This is a genomic window from Serratia sp. JSRIV002, assembly GCF_019968725.1.
Classification (GTDB): Bacteria; Pseudomonadota; Gammaproteobacteria; order Enterobacterales; family Enterobacteriaceae; genus Chania; species Chania fonticola_B.
In genome coordinates this window covers 2,145,671-2,162,246 of record NZ_CP074143.1, presented here as the reverse complement: position 1 = coordinate 2,162,246, position 16,576 = coordinate 2,145,671, and the positions used below count along the sequence as shown (strand labels likewise).

The 16,576-nt window shown below is 56.0% G+C and carries 13 protein-coding genes; 7 read left to right on the top strand and 6 right to left on the bottom strand.

Annotated features, from left to right (window positions below):
- Window positions 1–116: 116 nt before the first annotated feature.
- Complete coding sequence (gene lrp, locus KGP26_RS10045; RefSeq protein ID WP_021804943.1) at window positions 117–611, bottom strand: leucine-responsive transcriptional regulator Lrp; 495 nt, start codon at window positions 609–611, stop codon at window positions 117–119.
- A gap of 697 nt (window positions 612–1,308) precedes the next feature.
- Here lrp and trxB point away from each other — a divergent pair.
- The 5 genes from trxB to infA all read left to right on the top strand — a co-directional run bounded on the left by trxB (window position 1,309) and on the right by infA (window position 7,126).
- Window positions 1,309–2,280, top strand: a complete 972-nt coding sequence (gene trxB, locus KGP26_RS10040; protein ID WP_223665358.1) for a thioredoxin-disulfide reductase — start codon at window positions 1,309–1,311, stop codon at window positions 2,278–2,280.
- 259 nt (window positions 2,281–2,539) lie between these two features.
- Entirely contained in the window at window positions 2,540–4,306 is a 1,767-nt protein-coding gene (cydD, locus tag KGP26_RS10035; RefSeq protein ID WP_021804946.1) for a cysteine/glutathione ABC transporter permease/ATP-binding protein CydD, read from the top strand.
- A gap of 2 nt (window positions 4,307–4,308) precedes the next feature.
- A complete protein-coding gene (cydC, locus tag KGP26_RS10030; RefSeq protein WP_223665357.1) occupies window positions 4,309–6,045 on the top strand; it encodes a cysteine/glutathione ABC transporter ATP-binding protein/permease CydC in 1,737 nt (578 codons plus the stop codon).
- A gap of 30 nt (window positions 6,046–6,075) precedes the next feature.
- Window positions 6,076–6,801, top strand: coding sequence for a leucyl/phenylalanyl-tRNA--protein transferase (aat, locus tag KGP26_RS10025; RefSeq protein WP_094982385.1), 726 nt, complete (start codon window positions 6,076–6,078; stop codon window positions 6,799–6,801).
- A 106-nt stretch (window positions 6,802–6,907) separates the two neighbouring features.
- Window positions 6,908–7,126, top strand: coding sequence for a translation initiation factor IF-1 (gene infA, locus KGP26_RS10020; RefSeq protein WP_002211347.1), 219 nt, complete (start codon window positions 6,908–6,910; stop codon window positions 7,124–7,126).
- Between the two features lie 243 nt (window positions 7,127–7,369).
- Here infA and clpA read toward each other — a convergent pair whose 3' ends face one another.
- Together clpA and clpS are read right to left on the bottom strand one after the other, a co-directional pair.
- A complete protein-coding gene (gene clpA / locus KGP26_RS10015; RefSeq protein ID WP_024529873.1) occupies window positions 7,370–9,649 on the bottom strand; it encodes an ATP-dependent Clp protease ATP-binding subunit ClpA in 2,280 nt (759 codons plus the stop codon).
- A gap of 26 nt (window positions 9,650–9,675) precedes the next feature.
- Window positions 9,676–9,996, bottom strand: a complete 321-nt coding sequence (gene clpS, locus KGP26_RS10010) for an ATP-dependent Clp protease adapter ClpS (protein WP_021804950.1) — start codon at window positions 9,994–9,996, stop codon at window positions 9,676–9,678.
- 344 nt (window positions 9,997–10,340) lie between these two features.
- On the opposite strand from clpS, the gene cspD reads away from it, so the two are divergent.
- Window positions 10,341–10,562: a cold shock-like protein CspD gene (gene cspD, locus KGP26_RS10005; protein WP_021804952.1), complete on the top strand. Its 222-nt coding sequence runs from the start codon at window positions 10,341–10,343 to the stop codon at window positions 10,560–10,562.
- A gap of 73 nt (window positions 10,563–10,635) precedes the next feature.
- Here cspD and macB read toward each other — a convergent pair whose 3' ends face one another.
- Together macB and macA are read right to left on the bottom strand one after the other, a co-directional pair.
- Window positions 10,636–12,582: a macrolide ABC transporter ATP-binding protein/permease MacB gene (macB, locus tag KGP26_RS10000; protein WP_223665356.1), complete on the bottom strand. Its 1,947-nt coding sequence runs from the start codon at window positions 12,580–12,582 to the stop codon at window positions 10,636–10,638.
- A complete protein-coding gene (gene macA / locus KGP26_RS09995; RefSeq protein ID WP_223665355.1) occupies window positions 12,582–13,697 on the bottom strand; it encodes a macrolide transporter subunit MacA in 1,116 nt (371 codons plus the stop codon). Before macA ends, macB begins: the two co-directional genes overlap by 1 nt.
- Before the next feature lie 196 nt (window positions 13,698–13,893).
- Between macA and KGP26_RS09990 the strand changes: the two genes are divergently transcribed.
- Window positions 13,894–14,835 (top strand): VirK/YbjX family protein, encoded by a 942-nt coding sequence (locus KGP26_RS09990; protein WP_223665354.1) that lies wholly within the window; start codon window positions 13,894–13,896, stop codon window positions 14,833–14,835.
- On the opposite strand, the gene KGP26_RS09985 is transcribed toward KGP26_RS09990, so the two are convergent.
- A complete protein-coding gene (locus tag KGP26_RS09985) occupies window positions 14,832–16,487 on the bottom strand; it encodes an ATP-dependent endonuclease (RefSeq protein WP_021804956.1) in 1,656 nt (551 codons plus the stop codon). The two genes, KGP26_RS09990 and KGP26_RS09985, sit on opposite strands and share 4 nt — an antisense overlap.
- Between the last annotated feature and the right edge of the window lie 89 nt (window positions 16,488–16,576).

Here is a 16,576-nt window from a genome sequence, read left to right as displayed (position 1 = left end):
GGCACTCCAGGTTCCTGTTGACGGATAGAGTAACGGCGCCGAGAAGTTTCCCCGGCGCCAAAACTGTATGAATAAACAGGAGTGTAACGAATTTAATCAGGTTTTGCACCTGCACCTTACCGTGTTTTGATAACCAGACGGTTACTCTGTTTGACTTCTTCCATCACGACGTAAGTACGGGTGTCATTCACCCCCGGTAAACGCAACAGAGTTTCGCCCAACAGCTTACGATAAGCTGACATATCTGGTACACGGGTTTTCAACAGGTAGTCGAAATCACCGGAAACCAGATGACACTCCTGAATTTCTTCAAGTTTTTGTACCGCAGAGTTGAATTGCTCAAACACATCCGGCGCACCGCGGTTCAACGTGATTTCCACGAAGACCAGCAGGGAAGCGTCCAGATAATGCGGGTTAAGCAATGCGGTATACCCATGAATGAAGCCTTGACGCTCAAGACGGCGCACACGCTCCAAACAAGGGGTTGGGGATAACCCCACGCGCTTTGAAAGTTCGACGTTCGAAATGCGCCCATCCTTCTGCAACTCATTAAGGATGTTGCGATCGATACGGTCGAGATCTTTACCCGGGCGTTTTTTAGTATCTACCATTATTATTGTCTCTCTTATGTTCTTCCCTGCACTTGCCACACCCTAGCCAACGTCAATGTGCAAGGATTTGTTCCAAGCGAAGACCCGATGCCAGTGTTTAGCGGTTCATCCCCCTGAGGGAACAGGATACGTAATACCAACCGCCCTTGTGCTTCGTCACTCTTTGTCACTACCATCTTCCGCCGTTGCCCAGCCTGTCTGTCACCTCTGGGCAACGAATTCAAATGATTTACGTTCAGAAATCCATCAACCCCGTCAGGGCAAACCCTCCCTCACCCGTCGCGCCCCGACAATATTCTGCCTGGGTGGCGAAAATGCCTACGATTTGCAGCTGACACGGGGTTAATTTCTTCTTCCAATGATGTTTTCGCAAATGCGCAGCGGATTGTCAAAGTAAAAGAACTAAAATCAGTAGAACGTACCGCCAGCAAAACTGAGCACCTGATTTTTTATTAGGAATTTCCCCTACCCGAAACCGGGTAGTTGCCCACATAAACCCGACAAAAAACGCATTTTTAACCCATTGCTGTACAAAATTATTGCTGCTGTTACCTCTCCCAGCCCAAGGATAAAATCGCGGCTAATAGGCGCTGATTATCAAACAAATCGGTAACAACATCCCCTGGCGCTTTTTTTACTGCCGCATTTTCCCTACAATCGGTTTCATTGTCCGCCATTGTGGGAAACGAGGTTATTCATGGGCACGGCTAAACATAGCAAATTATTGATCCTGGGCTCTGGCCCGGCTGGCTACACCGCAGCGGTTTATGCAGCACGCGCGAACCTGAACCCGGTATTGATCACCGGTATGGAGCAAGGCGGTCAGCTGACCACCACCACCGAAGTCGAGAACTGGCCAGGCGATGCCGAAGGCTTGACCGGCCCGGCGCTGATGGAGCGGATGCGTGAGCACGCAGAAAAGTTCGACACCCAGATCGTGTTTGACCATATCAACAGTGTCGATCTGCAGAACCGTCCTTTCCGCCTGTTGGGTGATAGCGGCGAATATACCTGCGATGCCTTGATTATCGCTACTGGCGCATCGGCTCGTTATTTAGGCCTGCCATCGGAAGAAGCTTTCAAGGGCAAAGGGGTCTCCGCCTGTGCCACCTGCGATGGTTTCTTCTATCGCAACCAGAAGGTCGCCGTAGTCGGTGGTGGCAACACCGCCGTGGAAGAAGCGCTGTATCTGTCAAACATCGCCTCGGAGGTCCATCTGGTGCACCGCCGTGACACTTTCCGCAGCGAAAAGATCCTGATCAATCGCCTGATGGAAAAAGTGAAGAACAGCAACATCATCCTGCATACGGACTGCACGCTGGACGAAGTGTTGGGCGATCAGATGGGCGTCACCGGGATGCGCTTACGCAGCACCAAAGACGCTGAGCAAACCAAAGAGTTAGAGCTTGCCGGCGTATTTATCGCGATCGGTCACAGCCCGAACACCGCGATCTTTGGCGGGCAGCTTGAGCTGGAAAACGGCTATATCAAGGTGCAGTCCGGTATTCACGGCAACGCGACCCAGACCTCCATTCCTGGCGTATTTGCCGCAGGTGACGTCATGGATCACATTTACCGCCAGGCGATCACCTCAGCCGGAACGGGCTGTATGGCCGCACTGGATGCCGAACGCTATCTCGACGGTATCGCACAGGCCGAGTGCAAATAACCCTTCAGCGATAAACGTTACCGAGGCGGCCGATTGGCCGCCTTATTTCTATCCCCCCGCCCCTGAAAGTTCAAAACAACCCCCTCCACGCTAAAAACGTGACTGTTGCCCAAGTGATGAAAGGGATATTTAGTTCACGTCTACCGAGTGACGAGGTAACATTAGCGTTCACTTGTCTTATTTCCCGCTGAGACAAACACTTTTTTAACAGTACGTTAACCAAGCCTGCTACAACAGGCATCGGCGACGCAGACACCTGATGAAAAAAACCAGACAGCACCAGTTAACCCGTTGGCTCAAAACACAGAGTACGTTGGCGCAGCGTTGGCTACGTTTATCCATGCTGTTAGGCCTGGCAAGCGGCATTTTGATCGTCGCCCAGGCCTGGCTGTTGGCCTCACTGCTCCATGCGCTGATTATTGAACATCAGCCCCGTGGCGAACTGGTTTCGTCGTTTATCTGGTTGGCCGCCACCTTTGCCCTGCGCGCCTTCCTGAGCTGGCTGCGCGAACGGGTTGGCTTCATCTGCGGGCAGGTCATTCGCCAGCGTATGCGTTCGCAGGTGCTGGATAAGCTGCAACAGCTTGGCCCCGCCTGGATCCAGGGCAAGCCCGCCGGGAGCTGGGCCAGCATCATCGTTGAGCAGATTGAGGATATGCAGGATTACTATTCCCGCTATCTGCCGCAAATGTATTTGGCCGTGTTTATCCCAGTGCTGATCCTGATCACCGTCTTCCCGATCAACTGGGCGGCCGGGTTTATCCTGCTGGCTACCGCCCCACTGATCCCGCTGTTTATGGCACTGGTCGGTATGGGTGCGGCCGATGCCAACCGCCGTAACTTTGTCGCGCTGGCAAGGCTCAGCGGCAATTTCCTCGATCGCCTGCGCGGCCTGGATACTCTGCGTCTGTTTAATCGCGGCCAGGCGGAAACCGATCACATTGCCAAATCCTCAGAAGATTTTCGCCAGCGCACCATGGAAGTGCTGCGTCTGGCCTTCCTCTCCTCGGCCGTGCTGGAGTTCTTCGCCTCGATTTCCATCGCCGTGGTGGCGGTCTATTTTGGCTTCTCCTACCTCGGTGAACTGGACTTTGGCAGCTATGGCATGGGCGTAACGCTGTTTGCCGGTTTTCTGGTGCTGATCCTGGCACCGGAGTTTTTCCAACCGCTGCGCGATCTGGGCGCCTTTTACCATGCCAAAGCCCAGGCCGTGGGCGCTGCCGAAGCGCTGGAAACCTTCCTGGCCGCCGAGGGCGAGCAGGTTGGCAATGGCTCTCAAACGCTAAATAGCGAAGAACCACTGACCATACGGGCACAGCAGTTGGAAATCCTCTCGCCCAATGGGGTAGTGCTTGCAGGCCCCCTTGATTTTACCTTGCCTGCCAACCGGCGCATTGCCTTAGTCGGGCTTAGCGGTGCGGGGAAAAGTTCGTTGTTGAATCTGCTGCTGGGCTTCCTGCCCTATCGTGGCTCGTTGCTGATCAACGGCATCGAACTGCGCGAGCTGGATGCGGTTAACTGGCGTCAGCAACTGGGCTGGGTGGGGCAAAACCCCCATCTGCCAGCCCAAACTCTGCGGGACAATATTCTGCTCGGCTACCCACAGGCCAGCGAAACCCAATTGCAGCAGGCCGTCGAGCAGGCTTACGTCAGTGAATTCCTGCCGCATTTACCGAAGGGATTGGCAACCGATCTGGGCGATGGCGCTGCCCGCCTTTCCGTTGGGCAAGCTCAGCGTGTGGCCGTGGCGCGAGCACTGCTCAGCCCCCGCCGCTTGCTGTTACTGGATGAACCTGCGGCCAGCCTGGACGCTCACAGCGAACGTTTGGTGATGCAGGCGCTGAATGCTGCCTCCCATCAGCAGACCACGCTGTTGGTCACGCACCAGTTGGAAGATACCGAAGATTATGACCAGATTTGGGTGATGGACAGCGGCAAAATCGTGCAGCAGGGCAACTACGCCACGCTGAGCGCCCAGCCCGGTCTGTTTGCCAAACTGATTGCACACCGCAGCGGGGAGTTATAATCATGCGCGTTTTGCTGCCATTCCTGGCGTTGTATCGCCGCCACACGTTTCTGATTTTACTGGGTATCGTGCTGGCTATCGTCACCCTGCTGGCCAGTATCGGCCTGCTGGCGCTGTCCGGCTGGTTCCTGGCCGCCTCTTCGCTAGCCGGGTTGGCGGGGTTGTATACCTTCAACTACATGCTACCGGCCGCTGGCGTACGGGGCGCGGCAATCTTCCGTACCGCCGGGCGTTATGCAGAACGGGTCGTCAGCCATGACGCCACTTTCCGCGTGTTGTCCCATCTGCGGGTATTTACCTTCCGCAAGATCCTGCCGCTGTCACCGGGTGGTATTGCCCGCTTCCGTCAGGCTGAGCTGCTTAACCGCCTGGTTGCCGACGTTGATACGCTAGATCACCTCTACCTACGCGTTATCTCGCCAATGGTCAGCGCTGCGGTGGTGATTGTGGTAGTCACCTTCGGCCTCAGTTGGCTGGATGTTCCGTTAGCCCTGACGCTGGGCGGAATATTGTTATTGCTGTTGCTGGCCGTTCCGCCGGTCTTCTATCGCGCAGGTAAGCCCATCGGGGAAGAGTTGACCCTGTTACGCAGCCAGTACCGCACCGACCTGACCGCCTGGCTCCAGGGGCAGGCCGAACTGGTGGTGTTTGGTGCGCTGGACAGTTTCCGGCATAAGCTCAACGCAACCGAACAGCGCTGGCAGAGCCGTCAGTGGCAACAGGCTTCACTTGGGGGGATTGCCCAGGCGCTGATGATCCTGGCAAGTGGCCTCACCGTCACGCTATTGATGTGGCTTGCCGCTGCGGGGATCGGTGGCGATACCCAACCCGGGGCCCTGATTGCCCTGTTTGCTTTTGCCGCCCTGGCCTCTTTTGAAGCCATGATGCCCGTCGCCGCCGCGTTCCAACATCTGGGCCAGGTGATCGCTTCGGCGACCCGGGTCAAGCAGATCATCGATCAGCAACCGGAAGTCACCTTCCCTGCCAGTGGCCCAGCTTCACAGCCGGGCGCAGAACTGCAACTGAGCGAGGTGTCTTTCACCTATCCCGACCAGCCGCTGCCGGTGTTGAACAACGTGACGCTGAACATCACCGCTGGAGAGCACATTGCGCTGTTGGGCCGTACCGGCTGTGGTAAATCGACCCTATTGCAATTGCTGACCCGCGCCTGGAATGCCGACGGCGGCCAAATCCTGCTCAACGGCCAACCATTGGCCAGCTATGATGAAGCTACGCTGCGCGCCATGACTACGGTAGTGAGCCAGCGGGTGCATATCTTCAGCAGCACGCTGCGTGAAAACCTGCGTATCGCCGCACCTGCGGCCAGCGATGAGGACTTAAACCTCGCACTGCAACAAGTTGGTCTGGATAAGCTGCTGGAAAATGAGGGGCTGAATGCCTGGCTGGGTGAAGGTGGCCGCCAGCTTTCCGGCGGTGAGCAACGCCGTCTGGGCATTGCCCGTGCCCTGCTGCATCAAGCCCCGCTATTGCTGCTTGATGAGCCAACCGAAGGGCTGGATGCCGAAACCGAACAACAGATCCTGGCCCTGCTCCGCCAGCATTGTCGCGGCAAGACATTAATTCTGGTGACTCACAGACTCTATGGGCTGGAGCATTTCGATCGCATCTGCGTGATGGACGGTGGCAGTATCGTGGAACAAGGCAGCCACGCGGCGCTAATGCGCCAGCCTGGCCGTTACGCCCAATTTCACCAACGTATCAGTAATCTATCGCTGTAGAACCGCCTGTGGGCGACGCTAAGAGGTTTTATGCGCATTGTTAAGCTGTCATCGCAGTCTGTAGCGTTTCCCTCACCAGAGGCCGCCCTGCACGATCCTAACGGACTGCTGGCCATCGGTGGCGATTTGACGCCTGCGCGGCTGCTGGCAGCCTATGAGCGCGGGATCTTCCCCTGGTATTCGCCTGGGGAAGCCATCCTATGGTGGTCACCGGACCCTCGAGCGGTGCTGTTCCCAACGGATTACCATGTCAGCCGCAGCTTCAAGCGATTCCTGCGCAACCCGCCGTTCCGCATTACCCTCAATCATGATTTTGCCGCCGTGATCGCCGCCTGTGCATACCGCCCCGATGAAGGCACCTGGATCGGCGAGGAGGTACAGCGTGCCTATTTACAACTGCATCACCTTGGGCACGCCCATTCCATTGAGGTGTGGCAGGGGGAAGAGCTGGTCGGCGGCCTGTACGGTGTCGCCCAGGGAGCGCTGTTCTGCGGTGAATCGATGTTTAGCCGCACCACCAACGCATCAAAGTGTGCTTTATGGGCGTTTTGCCGCCATTTTGCCGCTTATGGAGGAGAATTGGTTGACTGTCAGGTGCTTAACGCTCACACTGCCCGGCTTGGAGCGAGAGAAATTCCCCGCCGCCAATTTTTGCAGCAGTTGAGCAACCTTCAGCGCAGGGTGTTAGCGCCGGAATGCTGGACAGCGCAAGTCATACCCCCACAGCTGGTTGAACTGCCCTCCCAAACTGACTAATTTTGTGGAATCGGTGCATTGTTCACCGACACTCCTTTACATAATGTGGGTTTTTCGGCATTATCTTGCCGGTTAAAAACTAAGGTAGTTACACCTAGAGGATTCGATGGCCAAAGAAGACAATATTGAAATGCAGGGCACCGTTCTTGATACGCTGCCGAACACCATGTTCCGTGTTGAATTGGAAAACGGGCACGTGGTTACCGCTCATATCTCCGGTAAAATGCGCAAAAACTATATCCGCATCCTGACGGGTGACAAAGTCACTGTAGAGCTGACCCCGTACGACCTGAGCAAAGGCCGCATTGTCTTCCGTAGCCGTTAATCGGCTCACCCGTCGCCAGCCACTGGCGACACCGAGGATGTGATCCCTCAAAAGAGCCCTTTCCGTTTACCCCCGCAGCAACGTTCTCCACCGAGTTGTGTTGGCGCAGGTAAACTGAGAGGGCTCACTCATTTTGTTGAGGCGAATCTGTTCGCCCCGACCTGGTTCAATTTCGTAGGCCGTGAAATTCACGTATAAAAAAAGCGATGCCAAGGCATCGCTTTTTCGTTACCAGCCTACCGCTTAGTGCACCGCACCTTCATCCGCTTTACGCTTCTGCGCGCTGAGGAAGTGGTAAGTCAGCTGTTTCTTGTCTGCGTCCAGCTCGACTTTCACCGAGCCGCCGTCCACCAGTGAGCCAAACAGCAGTTCGTTGGCCAGCGGTTTTTTCAGGCTTTCCTGCATCACACGCGCCATTGGACGAGCGCCCATCGCACGGTCATAGCCTTTCACCGACAGCCAGTCACGCGCTTCGTCGCTCACTTCCATCGACACGCCCTTCGCATCCAGCTGCGCCTGCAGTTCGACGATAAACTTGTCGACCACCTGCTGGATCACCGCAGGAGACAGATGGTTGAACCAGATGACGTTGTCCAGACGGTTACGGAATTCTGGCGTAAACACCTTCTTGATCTCGTCCATCGCGTCGATGCTGTTGTCCTGTTCGATCAGGCCAATCGATTTGCGTTCGGTTTCACGTACCCCGGCGTTGGTGGTCATCACCAGGATCACGTTACGGAAGTCTGCTTTACGGCCGTTGTTATCGGTCAGCGTCCCGTTGTCCATCACCTGCAACAGCAGGTTGAACACGTCCGGGTGCGCTTTCTCGATTTCATCCAGCAGGACCACCGCGTGCGGATGTTTGATCACCGCATCGGTCAGCAGGCCGCCCTGGTCGTAACCGACGTAGCCCGGAGGTGCGCCAATCAGACGGCTGACGGTATGACGTTCCATATATTCGGACATATCAAACCGCAACAATTCGATATCCAGCGCCTTCGCCAGCTGCACGGTAACCTCGGTTTTCCCTACCCCGGTCGGCCCGGCGAACAGGAAGGACCCCACCGGCTTGCGATCCTGGCCCAGACCGGCACGGCTCATCTTGATCGCTTCGGTCAGCGCCTCGATGGCCGGATCCTGGCCAAACACCAGCATTTTCAGGCGGTCGCTCAGGCTTCTCAGCACGTCGCGATCGCTGGCAGAGACGGTCTTTTCCGGGATACGCGCAATACGTGCGACCACGGATTCAATATCCGCCACGTTGACCGTTTTCTTACGCTTGTTCACCGGCAGCAACCGGCTACGCGCACCAGCCTCATCGATCACGTCGATTGCCTTGTCCGGCAGATGACGGTCGTTGATGTATTTCACCGACAGCTCTACCGCAGCACGAACCGCTTTAGCGGTGTAACGCACATCATGGTGCGCTTCGTACTTGGTTTTCAGACCGTTGATGATCTGAATGGTCTCTTCCGGCGTCGGCTCGGTAATGTCTATTTTCTGGAAGCGACGCGCCAGCGCACGGTCTTTTTCGAAAATATTGCTGAACTCCTGATAGGTGGTGGAACCAATCACCCGGATCTTGCCGCTCGACAGCAGCGGTTTGATCAGGTTGGCGGCATCCACTTGCCCACCGGAAGCCGCACCGGCACCGATGATGGTGTGAATTTCGTCGATAAACAGGATGCTGTTCTTATCCTGCTCCAGCTGTTTGAGCAGCGCCTTGAAGCGCTTCTCGAAATCGCCACGGTATTTGGTGCCCGCCAGCAATGAGCCAATATCCAGCGAATAGAGGGTGCAGTCTGCCATCACCTCTGGCACGTCGCCCTGCACGATCCGCCAGGCCAGCCCTTCGGCAATGGCGGTTTTACCTACGCCGGATTCACCCACCAGCAGCGGGTTGTTTTTACGGCGGCGGCACAGCACCTGAATGGCGCGCTCCAGTTCACGGTCACGGCCAATCAGCGGATCGATACCGCCGACGCGGGCCAGTTGGTTGAGGTTGGTGGTGAAGTTTTCCATACGGTCTTCCCCTCCAGGCTGCTCTTCGTTTACCGGGTTTTCCGCATTAGGTGCCTGGCCCGGCTCATCTTTACGTGTACCATGTGAAATGAAGTTCACCACGTCCAGACGGCTGACGTCGTGTTTACGCAGCAGGTATGCCGCCTGGGACTCCTGTTCGCTGAAGATCGCCACCAACACGTTGGCACCGCTCACTTCGCTCCGGCCGGAGGACTGCACGTGGAATACCGCACGCTGCAGTACACGCTGGAAGCTGAGCGTCGGCTGAGTATCGCGCTCCTCTTCGCTGGTGGGCAGCGTTGGTGTGGTTTGTTCGATAAAGGCTTCCAGCTCCTGGCGTAACGCGGCCAGATCCACCGTACAAGCCTCGAGCGCTTCGCGCGCGGCAGGGTTGCTGAGTAACGCCAGCAACAGGTGCTCCACGGTCATAAACTCATGTCTGTGCTCGCGCGCTCTGGCGAAAGCCATGTTGAGACTGAGTTCCAATTCTTGATTGAGCATAGGCACCTCCCCAATAGATTGCCTTTTCAGGCTTTTTCCAGCGTACAGAGCAACGGATGCTCATTCTCCCTTGCGTAACGGTTCACATGGACCACCTTGGTTTCCGCGACCTCAGCGGTGAAAACACCGCAGATCGCCTTGCCTTGATAGTGGACCGTGAGCATCAGTTGCGTTGCACGTTCAATATCATAAGAAAAGAACTTTTGCAGAACGTCAATCACAAATTCCATCGGTGTGTAATCGTCGTTGTTAAGTATAACTTTATACATTGACGGCGGTTTTACCGCATCGATTTGTTTTTCTTCGGCCAAGTGTTCAATATTTAGCCAATCGTTGCTATTGCCCATTGCTGCTCATCTTCTCTGCCATGCCTCAGTATATGGGGCCATGTTCGGGTTATTCAAACGGGAGTATCAAGACTATTTTACCATCTTCGCGGTTAACGTGCCGCAGCACAACGCGATTAATCACCCTTATCGCGGCCACAATTTGTTACCAAACCATGTCAATAGCGTTAACTACTTCAAACTTTGGTGAACTGCCCGACGAGGTCATTGGCCGATCCCTTGACGTGTTGATCATTTGCTCTAGAGTGTAATTTTGTGAGTTGTTGGTCTTTTGACCAGTTGGTACTCACCTGGATCAGTTATTCATCTCATTTTAAAAATAGCATTGCGAGGGATGTAGCAACATGGAGACGGGTACTGTTAAATGGTTCAATAACGCCAAAGGGTTCGGCTTTATCTGCCCGGAAGGCGGCGGTGAAGATATCTTCGCGCATTATTCAACAATTAAAATGGATGGCTACCGAACGTTGAAAGCGGGCCAACAGGTCAGGTTCGACGTACATCAAGGGCCGAAAGGGAACCACGCGAGCCTGATTATGCCGCTGGAAAGCGAGGCAATGGCCTAAACGCTCCCCTTCAGCCACTGCACTGTCAACTCAAAATGCCAGCCGCCATACGGCTGGCATTTTATTTTTGCCGTTACTCGCGCGCCAAGGCGTCAATCGGATTCAAGCGAGCAGCACTGCGTGCCGGCAGATAGCCGAACACCACGCCAATACCGGTGGAACACAAGAACGCACTTAGCAAGGCCACCGGCGGGAAGCTGATCTGCCAGCCCGGCATCACCAATTGCACCAGCAGGCCAATCGCGAACGACAGCGCGATCCCCAGCGCGCCCCCCACCAGGCAGACCAGCACCGCCTCGATCAGGAACTGTTGCAGGACATCGCCAGAGCGCGCCCCCACCGCCATGCGAATGCCGATTTCACGCGTCCTTTCCGTTACCGAGACCAGCATGATATTCATCACCCCAATCCCGCCAACCACCAGCGAAATCACCGCCACCAGGGTCAGGAACAGTTGCAGCGTGCGGGTGGTTTTCTCCGCGGTTTGCACCAGGCTGTCCATGTTGTAGGTGAAGAAGTCTTTCTTGCCGTGGCGCAGCGTCAGCAACCGCGTCAACTGCTGTTCCGCTTCCTGGCTGTTATAGCCCTCACGGATACGCACGGTGATCGAGTCAAAATAGTCATTGCCCATCAGGCGATTGGCCATCGTGCTATAGGGCACCCATACGCTCAGCGCCTTGCTGCTGCCGAACATCGACTGCTTTTCCTTAGCCACACCAACCACCGTGGCTGGCATATTGCCGATCAGGATCACCTCACCCACCACGTTTTTTTTATGCGGGAACAGCCGCCGCTGGGTATTGGCGTCGATCACCACCACCTGCGCCTGGGATTGCACCTGTAGGGCATCGATACCTACCCCCTGGGAAAGCGTCATACCGTAAACTCGGAAAAATTGTTCACCGACGCCCGCGACGTTGGCGGCCACATCAATATTGCCAAACCGTAGCCGCATGCTGCTGCTGATATTCGGCGAAAGCGCACTGACATAGGGTTGTTCACGCAACGCGCTTAGATCGCCATACTTCAACGCCTGGCGGAAGCTGGGATCGTCATCACCAAAGTCTTTGCCGGGATAGATGTCCACGGTGTTGGTGCCAATGGATTTGATGTCTGCCAGGATCATCTGCTTGGCCGCGTCGCCGATCACCAGGATTGAGACCACCGAGGCAATGCCGATGATGATCCCCAACATGGTTAACGCCGTGCGCATCTTGTTGGCTGCCATAGCACGCCAAGCCATCACCAACGCCTCACGGAAACGGCCAGCTACCTGCTGCCAGGAAGGCGCTGGCGCAGCCATATCCAGCATTTTGGCCTGCGGGTTACCCTGCGCCTGTGGCCGAGAGTCGGCGATGATTTCGCCGTCGCGGATTTCGATAATCCGCTCTGCCTGCTGTGCTACCGCCGGATCGTGCGTGACGATAATCACCGTGTGCCCCTGCTCGCGCAGTTGCTTGAGGATCGTCATCACCTCTTCACCGGAATGGCTGTCGAGCGCACCGGTCGGTTCATCCGCCAGGATCACCTGACCACCGTTCATCAAAGCCCGCGCAATACTGACACGCTGCTGCTGCCCCCCCGAAAGCTGGCTTGGCCGGTAGGTGATACGTTCCCCCAGCCCCAGACGTTGCAACAAGGCCGCCGCCCTTTCGCGCCGTGCTGCCTTGCCCAGCCCGGCATAAACCGCAGGCACCTCCACGTTATGCGCCGCACTCAGATGGGGTAGCAGATGATAGCGCTGGAAGATAAAGCCAAAGTGCTCGCGCCGTAGCTGGGCCAGCGCATCGCCATCAAGCGTTGCCACATCCTGCCCGGCCACACGGTAAGTCCCGGCGCTGGGCTTGTCCAGGCAGCCGAGAATGTTCATCAGCGTCGATTTACCGGAGCCAGAAGCCCCCATAATCGCCACCATCTCACCAGCGTTGATGCGCAGACTGACGTTTTTCAGCACGTCTATGGTCTGGCCGCCGGAGAGGTAGCTACGCCGGATATCACTCAGTTCTAACAGTGCCGTCATCAGCTGGCCTCCGCGCCGCCGCGGCTGACAATCACTTCTTCACCGGCCTGCAACCCACTGACAATCTGCACATCCACATTGTTGCGAATGCCGATCGTAACTTCGCGCTTCTCTTCCTTGCCCTGTTTCAGTACCGAAATGTGGTAACGGTTATCGGCGATCTGATCCCCCAATGCCGCCAGCGGGATCACCAGCGCATCGCTGACGCCAGCCAGTTGAATATGCACCTGCGCGGTCATTTGCAGACGCAGCAAGCCCTGTGGGTTTGGCACTTCGAAACGCGCATAATAGAAAATGGCATTGTTGACCTTCTCTGGCGTGGGCTGAATGTCTTTCAGCTCGCCGTCAAAACGTTTGCTCGGATCGCCCAGCACGGTAAACCAGGCTTTCAACCCCGGCTTGAGGTGGATCACGTCCGCCTCGGAAACCTCGGCCTTCACCATCATGCTACTCATGTCTGCCAACGTCAGAATGTTGGGCGCTTGCTGCGCGGCGATCACCGTCTGGCCCTGCAAGGTGGTGATCTGCACCACATCACCGTCCATCGGCGCTTCGATACGGGTATAAGCGAGATTGATCTTGGCGGTATCCAGACTGGCCTGATTTTTGGCGATCTGCGCTCTGGTGGTTTCAACCTGCGCTTTTTTTACCGCCAGCTCAGTGGTGAATTTATCCAGATCCTGGCGCGACACCGCCTGCACCTTGGCCAGTTCGCGGTTACGCTGCAAGGTCACCGCCGCAAGTTGTTGCTCTGCCAAAGCCTGTTGCAGCTGGGCTTGCAGTTGCTGCAGCGTGGCTTCGCCTTCGCGAATACTGTTTTGTGCCTGTTCGGGATCGATAATGCCGAGCAGTTGGCCTTTTTGCACCTTATCGCCAATCTCGACCTTCAGGCTCTCCAACTGTCCGCTGACCTGAGCCCCCACATCAACCTTACGCACCGCGTCCAGTTGGCCGGTTGCCAATACGCTTTGCTCCAGATCGCGTTTAGCGACCTTGACGGTTTTAAACTCCACCGGAGCCGGATGGCTAAAGTGCCAATAAGCCACAACGGCAAGCACCACCAGAACGGCACACACCAGCAACCCACGTTTCTTACTTTTGAATAACCACGTCAATGTTTGTTCCTACCTATTTCCTGTCATTCTCAGGCTGCCAACCATGGCAACCCAAGTAAATTAGCATGTTGCGTTTCCGATAACTAAACCAAGGCTCAACGTATTTCGAGCAAGGCAATTTTGCCGTACCGTATTGAACTTCTGTTTAGTGAAGCCTTGATGAAATAGTCATTTAGACACAGACCAGGATTTCATCATGTCTCAGCTCAGCTATCCACTCATATCGGCCAAACCGGCCAGCCAACTGATGACGGCACTGATCAACGGCGAGAAAGTGCCCAGCAATGCCTGGAAAAAAACGTCATTCCGCCTTAAGTTTCTTGGCCGTTCGCTACTGTGCTGGCCCACGACTCGCAGCCTGCTCAATACGCTGGCCGCCAACCCGCTGCTGGATGAGATTTTAAGCGCACAACCCAATCTACCCTGCAAACTGCATCGCCCCTATCTGGCGAACAACATGAGCCGCATCGACCGTCTTTTTGCCCTGCGCGATCACTACGATCTGCTCTCTCAACGCATGCCGCTGAAGGTGCACCTCGGCCAACTGGGTAGCCATCCCTTTACCTTAAGCCGTGCACAGGACAAAAATGGCGAGCAGATCTGCCTGCAACTGGCCTCTCTGGACCACTTGAATAAAGAGGGTGAAACGACCCTGCTGTTGCGCAATAGCCAAGGGATCATGCTGGCTGAAATGACCTTCACCTTGATGAATTACCAGCAACAACCCACGTTATTTATCGGCGGTATGCAAGGCGCCAACTCCACGGTGCCGCACGCTGAGATCCAGAATACGACCAAAGCCTGCCACGGCCTGTTTCCAAAACGCCTGGTGTTGGAAGGCATTTGCCACCTGGCCCAACAGCTGGGGATCCGGCAGTTGATCGCGGTAGGCAACACCACCCATATTTACCAGAACTGGCGCTACCACCACAAAAAGAAAAGCCAGCTGCATGCCGATTACGATCAGTTCTGGCTTTCCATGGGCGGCAAGCAACTCGATAACGGCTATTTCCTGTTACCCGAGCACATTGGCCGCAAGCCGATGGAAACCATCGCCAGCAAAAAACGCGCGGAATATCGCCGCCGTTACCAGTTACTGGATGAGCTTCAAGAGGGGATTAGCAAACACTTTTCTTAATCCGCCCGGCCCCGCGCCAGCCACATCACGCGGGAGAACATTTTCTTCAACAACGGTGGCACCGAGTCGGTGCCCCACGCCCCGGCCTGCATGGCCACCTCAATCGCCAGATCGGGTTTTGAAGTGTGATGCACCGCCTTGAGGATCACCTTACGCACCGGCATCTGTACCTTTAGCGGTACCGAAGCCACCCGGTGATAAACCGAGCTGAATCCCTCCCGATACATGAAATGTTCCATATCCGGCGCAGGCAGTGCGGTCAAACGATCGCGCTCGTTATCCTCGTGGTTATCCAGCATGCTGCGCACGGCATTGGCATATTTCTTCCCGGCTTCGTCGCCATCCACCAGGGCGTGCCATTCAATGCCCATGCGCCGGGCAAACTTCAGCAAGGGTTTTAGCCCGCATTGGGCAAACTCAATGACCCGCACACCTTCGGACTCGAAACGATAGCCACACTGGCGCGCCAGTTCGTTAAGCAGCCAGACCTCGGTTTCCCCTTCCACCAGCAGCCAGCAGCGGGCAAACAGCGAGGCGGGCCGGTTAAAGCGGATATGGAACGCTATGCGCCGCCCGTCCTCCGCACTTAGCCCCTTTGGCCCGAGGCGATAGGTGGCAACCCGGGCCGATTCGCGCACCAGGCGGCAAATATGCTCCACCGGCACCAGCGACACCAGCTCGCTGGAGTTGGTGGTGGTAATACGCTGCAACGGCATCTGGTTGAGCAACCCCCAGGCTACCGACAGCATGATGGGATGCAAGCGCGTTTCCGGGTCTTCTACCAGCAATAATGGCCGTGCATGGGGATCGAGTTTTACGTTTCCCTTGGCCTGCAGTAACGTAGAGAACATCCCCAGCAGGATCAGTCGCATGCTGCGGCTGTTAGGTTCGGCAATCATGCGGTTGATGCTGTCTAGCGATCGCCACGCCTGTTGTTCCGGTTGGCGACGATGGCGAGGCCCGGCAATCTGCGAACCTTGCTCGGCAAAATAGTGTTCAAGCAGTTGCTGCATCGCCGCCAGGCCCTGCCGTAGTTCGGCATTAGTCAGTTTTTGCGGGTTGCGCACCAGTTCGCGCGTCAGTTGATCCAACTGCTGTGCCAGGGCTTCGTTATCGGCAGGGAGACGATCGCTGAGTGAGCTGGGCCGCAGGCGGCGAATAAAACGCGCATCACGCAGCCGCAGCACCGGATGAATACGGATCAGGGCGTGCACCAGTTGATCAATATGGTGCAGGTGCAAGGCGTTGCCCTCGGCATCAAGAAAACGCCGCCAGGTGCATACCGTGCCATCATCGTCTAATTCTCCCACACAGCAGTAGTGAATGCGGCTCAGGTTATCTTCCCCCTTCGACCAAAGCGGCGAAAGATGGCGATAGCGCGGCAGATGCGCATGGCCGGTATCCTTTTCACAAAAAGTGAAGATAATCTGCAAATGACGATCTTTGGCTGCTTCGTCGCCAGGCGGGAAGTAAAAATCTTTGGCTTCAAAGCGATACAGCGTCTGTTCGGGGGCCAGCAAAAAGGTCATGGCGTCCAGCAGGCTGGACTTGCCCCAGGCATTTTCCCCAAGTAGCACGGTATTATCATCCAGCGTCAGTGAAAGCCGGTTGATACCGCGGAATCCTACAATCTCAATACGCTCCAGGTACATCTGCTGACTCCTTTATTCGCCTGATACCTTGAGGATGAGCAATAAAGCCATTACAGGTCAAGCAGACATTGCCACCGCGTGCTGCAAAC